Origin of the sequence: Streptomyces xiaopingdaonensis, from assembly GCF_000262345.1 — a bacterium.
In the GTDB taxonomy this organism is placed as follows: Bacteria; Actinomycetota; Actinomycetes; order Streptomycetales; family Streptomycetaceae; genus Streptomyces; species Streptomyces xiaopingdaonensis.
In genome coordinates, this window is record NZ_AJTQ01000021.1 from 1 (window position 1) to 5,258 (window position 5,258).

5 protein-coding genes are annotated in these 5,258 nt (G+C 73.7%); all 5 read left to right on the forward strand.

From position 1 onward, the window contains the following. Nucleotides 1–526: MmyB family transcriptional regulator (locus UWG_RS0101385; RefSeq protein ID WP_016905415.1), on the forward strand; the 526-nt coding region annotated here is incomplete at its 5' end. Between the two features lie 283 nt (nt 527–809). Continuing rightward, nucleotides 810–1,838, forward strand: coding sequence for an N-acetyl-gamma-glutamyl-phosphate reductase (argC, locus tag UWG_RS0101390; protein WP_029391073.1), 1,029 nt, complete (start codon nt 810–812; stop codon nt 1,836–1,838). Between the two features lie 95 nt (nt 1,839–1,933). Next, nucleotides 1,934–3,085 carry a bifunctional glutamate N-acetyltransferase/amino-acid acetyltransferase ArgJ gene (gene argJ / locus UWG_RS0101395; protein WP_016905417.1) on the forward strand — a complete coding sequence of 384 codons (1,152 nt, stop codon included), beginning with the start codon at nt 1,934–1,936 and terminating at the stop codon, nt 3,083–3,085. Further along, nucleotides 3,082–4,044 (forward strand): acetylglutamate kinase, encoded by a 963-nt coding sequence (gene argB / locus UWG_RS0101400; protein ID WP_016905418.1) that lies wholly within the window; start codon nt 3,082–3,084, stop codon nt 4,042–4,044. Before argJ ends, argB begins: the two co-directional genes overlap by 4 nt. A gap of 62 nt (nt 4,045–4,106) precedes the next feature. Continuing rightward, the coding region (locus UWG_RS0101405) for an acetylornithine transaminase (RefSeq protein ID WP_050988488.1) at nt 4,107–5,258 on the forward strand (1,152 nt) is incomplete at its 3' end.

Here is a 5,258-nt window from a genome sequence, read left to right on the forward strand (position 1 = left end):
GGTCGAGCCGAGCCTGGCGGCGCTCATGGACGCATGGCCGGACAACCCCGCCGTCGTCCACAACCGCGCCTACGACGTCCTGGCCGCCAACGCCCTCGCCGACGCGCTCTTCCACGGCTGGACCCACGCGCGCAACCTTCTGCACCTCGTGTTCACCGACCCCAACGCACGCGCCTTCTACCGCGACTGGGACGACGTCGCGCGCAACGCGGTGGCCGGCTTCCGCCTCGGCCGCGGCGCGGCGCCCGAGGACCCGCGGGTGCGGCAGGTGCTCGGCGAACTGCTCGCGCGCAGCCCGGAGTTCGCCGAGCTGTGGTCCCGGCACGACGCGCGGGGCAAGGCGCTCGACCGCAAGCGCTTCACGCACCGCGACGTCGGGCCGCTGACGCTGACCATGCAGACCTTCGACGTCCGCTCGGCCCCGGGCCAGGAGCTCGTCGTCTACCACGCGGAACCGGCCTCTCCGAGCAGCCGGGCGCTCGCGCTCCTCGGTTCGCCGGCGGCGAGCGCGCGCCGCGAGGGCTGAGCGGCGCGCCCTCGGGCCCCGTGCTCCGCCGGGCGGTCCGGCGGCTTCGTCGTGCGGCCGGCCTCCGCGTAGGGCGCGCGACGGGTCTCCCGTCCGGCGCGGCTCAGGAACCGTGGCTGTCAGCGCGACCAGGGCCGAGGTTGCCCGTCGCGGCGTCCCCGGTGCCATGAGCGTCTCGCCGATCTCGGCGACGTGAGCGGCTCAGCGCCGGCGGTGTCCGCAGACCACCATTGCATAACACTGCTGCAAAACGTATAGTCATCCATCGAGGGATGGAGGTCTCATGGCAGTGCGAGCAGCGGTGGCGGGGGCGAGCGGGTACGCGGGCGGTGAAGTACTGCGCCTGCTCGACGCGCATCCGCAGGTCGAGGTGGGCGCGCTCACCGGTGGGTCCAACGCCGGGCGCAGCCTCGGCGAACTCCAGCCGCACCTGGCGCCGTTCGCCGACCGGGTGCTGGAGGAGACGGCGCCCGAGGTGCTCGCGGGGCACGACGTCGTCTTCCTCGCGCTGCCGCACGGCCAGTCGGCCGCGGTCGCGGCGGCCCTTGGCGAGGAGGTCCTCGTCGTCGACTGCGGCGCCGACTTCCGGCTCTCCGACGCGGAAGCATGGCAGCGGTTCTACGGCACCGAGCACGCCGGCACCTGGCCCTACGGCCTCCCCGAACTCCCCGGCGCCCGCGCGGCGTTGCGCGGCGCCCGTCGCATAGCCGTGCCCGGCTGCTTCCCCACCGCCGTCTCGCTCGCGCTCTGCCCCGCCTACGCGGCAGGACTCGCCGCGTCGGAGGCCGTGATCACCGCTGCGACCGGCACCTCGGGCGCCGGCAGGTCGCTCAAGCCGCACCTCCTCGGGAGCGAGGTCATGGGCTCGATGAGCCCGTACGGCGTCGGCGGCGTCCACCGGCACACCCCCGAGATGGCGCAGAACCTCTCCGCGGCCGCGGGCGAGCCCGTGACCGTCTCCTTCACGCCGACGCTCGCCCCGATGTCCCGCGGCATCCTCGCCACGTGCAGCGCCAAGGCGGCCCCCGGCGCCGACGGCGCGCAGCTCCGCGCCGCCTACGAGAAGGCGTACGGGGACGAGCCGTTCGTCCGCCTCCTCGCCGAGGGCACCTGGCCGGCGACGGCCGCCGTCCAGGGCGCCAACACGGCCCAGGTGCAGGTCGTCCACGACGAGGCCGCCGACCGGATCATCGCGATCAGCGCGATCGACAACCTCACCAAGGGCACGGCGGGCGGCGCGGTGCAGAGCATGAACCTCGCCCTCGGCTTCCCGGAGACCCTCGGCCTCACCGCCGCAGCCGTCGCCCCCTGACGGAACGCATCCCGGTGCCGGCCGGACGGCCGCGCCCGCACCCCGACCTGCCCCGCGCGGGCCCTCGGCGGCCCGAAGAGAAACGAGGAATCCACATGAGCGTGACCGCTGCCAAGGGGTTCACGGCGGCCGGCGTGGCCGCCGGGATCAAGGAGAGCGGAGGTCCCGACCTCGCGCTCGTCGTCAACACCGGGCCGCGCCTCGCCGCTGCCGGCGTCTTCACCGGCAACCGCGTCAAGGCGGCGCCGGTGGTCTGGTCCGAGCAGGTACTCAAGGGCGGCCAGGTCTCGGCCGTCGTCCTCAACTCCGGTGGCGCCAACGCCTGTACGGGGGCGGCGGGCTTCCAGGACACGCACGCGACGGCCGAGCGGGTCGCGGACGCCCTCGGCCACAGCGCCGGCGAGGTCGCCGTGGCGTCGACGGGGCTGATCGGCACGCGCCTGCCGATGGACCGCCTCCTCGCCGGCGTCGACGCGGCGGCTGGGGCGCTCTCCCCGCACGGCGGCGAGAAGGCGGCACTCGCGATCAAGACGACGGACACGGTGCACAAGACCGCCGTCGCCGAGGGCGGGGGGTGGACGGTCGGCGGCATGGCCAAGGGCGCGGGCATGCTCGCGCCCGGGCTCGCCACCATGCTCGTCGTCCTCACCACCGACGCCGACGTCGAGTCCGGGGCCCTCGACCGCGCGCTCCGCGAGGCGACCCGCACCACCTTCGACCGCGTCGACTCGGACGGCTGCATGTCGACCAACGACACCGTCCTCCTCCTCGGCTCGGGCGCGTCCGGCGTCGTCCCCGAGGAGGAGGAGTTCGCGGAGGCCGTCCGCGCGGTCTGCGACGACCTGGGACAGCAGCTCATCAGGGACGCCGAGGGTGCCTCGAAGGACATCCGCGTCGACGTCGTGGGAGCGGCGAGCGAGAGCGAGGCGGTCCTCGTCGGCCGCACGATCGCCCGCAACAACCTCCTCAAGTGCGCCATCCACGGCGAGGACCCGAACTGGGGCCGCGTGCTCGCCGCGATCGGCACGACGGACGCCGCCTTCGATCCCGACGCGCTCGACGTCGCCATCAACGGCGTACAGGTCTGCAGGGGCGGCGCCATCGGCGACGACCGCGACCTCGTCGACATGCGCTTCCGCGAGGTGCGCATCACCGCAGAACTCTCCGCGGGCGACGCCTCGGCGACGATCTGGACCAACGACCTCACCGCCGACTACGTCCACGAGAACAGCGCCTACTCCTCATGAGCACCCGCAAACACACAGCCCTGCCCAAGGCCCGCACCCTCATCGAGGCGCTGCCCTGGCTCACCAGGCACCACGGCAAGACCGTCGTCGTGAAGTTCGGCGGCAACGCCATGGTCGACGAGGAGCTGAAGGCCGCCTTCGCCCAGGACGTGGTCTTCCTCAGGCACGCCGGCCTCCGCCCCGTCGTGGTGCACGGCGGAGGGCCGCAGATCAGCGCCCAACTCGACCGACTCGGCCTGGAGTCGGAGTTCCGCGCCGGGCTCCGCGTCACCACGCCCGAGACGATGGACGTCGTACGGATGGTCCTCGCGGGACAGGTCCAGCGCGAGCTCGTCAACCTCCTCAACCGGCACGGCCCGCTCGCCGTCGGTATGACGGGCGAGGACGCGCACATCATGGCGGCGACGAAGCACTACGCGGACGTGGAAGGCGAGCGGGTCGACCTCGGCCGGGTCGGCGAGATCACCGAGGTCGACACGGGCGCCGTCCAGGCGCTCCTCGACGACGGCCGCATCCCGGTGATCTCCTCGATCGCCCACAGCGTGGACACCGGCGCGGGCGAGGACCCCGGCGTCTACAACGTCAACGCGGACACCGCCGCCGCCGCGCTCGCCGCGGGGCTCGACGCCGAGACGCTCATCGTCCTCACCGACGTCGAGGGGCTCTACGCGGACTGGCCCCGGAGCGACGACGTGATCAGCCAACTCACCGCGGCCGAGCTGGAGAAGCTCCTCCCCGACCTCTCCAGCGGCATGGTGCCGAAGATGGAGGGCTGCCTCCACGCCGTCCGCAACGGCGTGCACACCGCACGCGTGCTCGACGGCAGGGTCCCGCACAGCATCCTGCTGGAGATCTTCACCGACGAGGGGATCGGCACCATGGTGCTCCCCGACCCGCCCCCGGCCCCGCGGACGCCCGACGGGACCGGAGCCGTACCCGCTTCCGAGGAGACCCCGTGACGTCCGAAGAGCCGACCCCCGGAACCAACCAGGCCCTCACTGCCCGCTGGCAGGCGGCGCTGATGGACAACTACGGCACCCCGCGCCTCCCGCTCGTGGAAGGCGAGGGCATGCGGGTACGGGACGCGGAGGGCAACGAGTACCTCGACTTCTTCGCCGGCATCGCCGTCAACGCGCTCGGCACCGCGCACCCCGCCGTCGTCGACGCCGTCAGCGCGCAGGTGGCGAGGCTCGGCCACGTCTCCAACCTCTTCGTCGCCGAGCCGACCGTCCGCCTCGCCGAGCGGCTGCTCGGGATCGCCGGGCGCGAGGGCCGGGTCTTCTTCTCCAACTCCGGTGCGGAGGCGGTCGAGGCGGCCTTCAAGATCGGGCGCCGGACGGGCCGCCGCCGGATGGTCGCCGGCGAGGGCGGCTTCCACGGGCGCACCATGGGCTCGCTGGCGCTCACCGGGCAGCCGGGTAAGCAGGAGCCGTTCGCGCCGCTGCCCGGCGACGTCACGCACGTGCCCTACGGCGACACCGAGGCGCTGCGCGCGGCCGTCGACGAGGACACCGCTTTCGTCATCCTGGAGCCGATCCAGGGCGAGAACGGCGTCGTCGTACCGCCGGAGGGATACCTCGCCGCCGCGCGCGAGATCACGCGCGAGGCCGGAGCGCTGCTGATCCTCGACGAGGTGCAGACCGGCATCGGCCGCACGGGCCAGTGGTTCGCCTGCCAGGCCCAGGGCGTCGAGCCCGACGTGATCACGCTCGCCAAGGGGCTCGGCGGCGGCCTGCCGATCGGCGCGACGCTCGCCTTCGGCGAGGCGGCCGAACTGCTCACCGCCGGCCAGCACGGTTCGACGTTCGGCGGCAACCCCGTCTCGTGCGCCGCCGGGCTCGCCGTCCTCGACACCCTCGACGGCGGCCTCCTCGACGAGGTGAAGCGCCTCGGTTCCCGGCTAGCCGAGGGCCTCACCCAACTCGCCCACCCGCTCCTCGACCACGTGCGCGGTACCGGACTGCTGCTCGGTATCGTGCTCACCGAACCCTTGGCGCCGCAGGTCCAGCAGAGCGCGCAGGAGGCCGGCTTCCTCGTGAACGCCCCGGCCCCGCACGTCATCCGGCTGGCGCCGCCGCTGATCGCGGGCGAGGAAGAGGTGGACGCGCTGGTACGGGCGTTCCCCGCCGTCCTCGACGCCGCACAGGCGGCCGCGGAAGCGGCGGGACGGGGG

What these genes read in the sequence shown, in the direction of transcription:
- argC (WP_029391073.1), top strand. Translation starts at nt 810, where the DNA reads ATGGCAGTGCGAGCAGCGGTGGCGGGGGCGAGCGGGTACGCGGGCGGT.
- argJ (WP_016905417.1), top strand. Translation starts at nt 1,934, where the DNA reads ATGAGCGTGACCGCTGCCAAGGGGTTCACGGCGGCCGGCGTGGCCGCC.
- argB (WP_016905418.1), top strand. Translation starts at nt 3,082, where the DNA reads ATGAGCACCCGCAAACACACAGCCCTGCCCAAGGCCCGCACCCTCATC.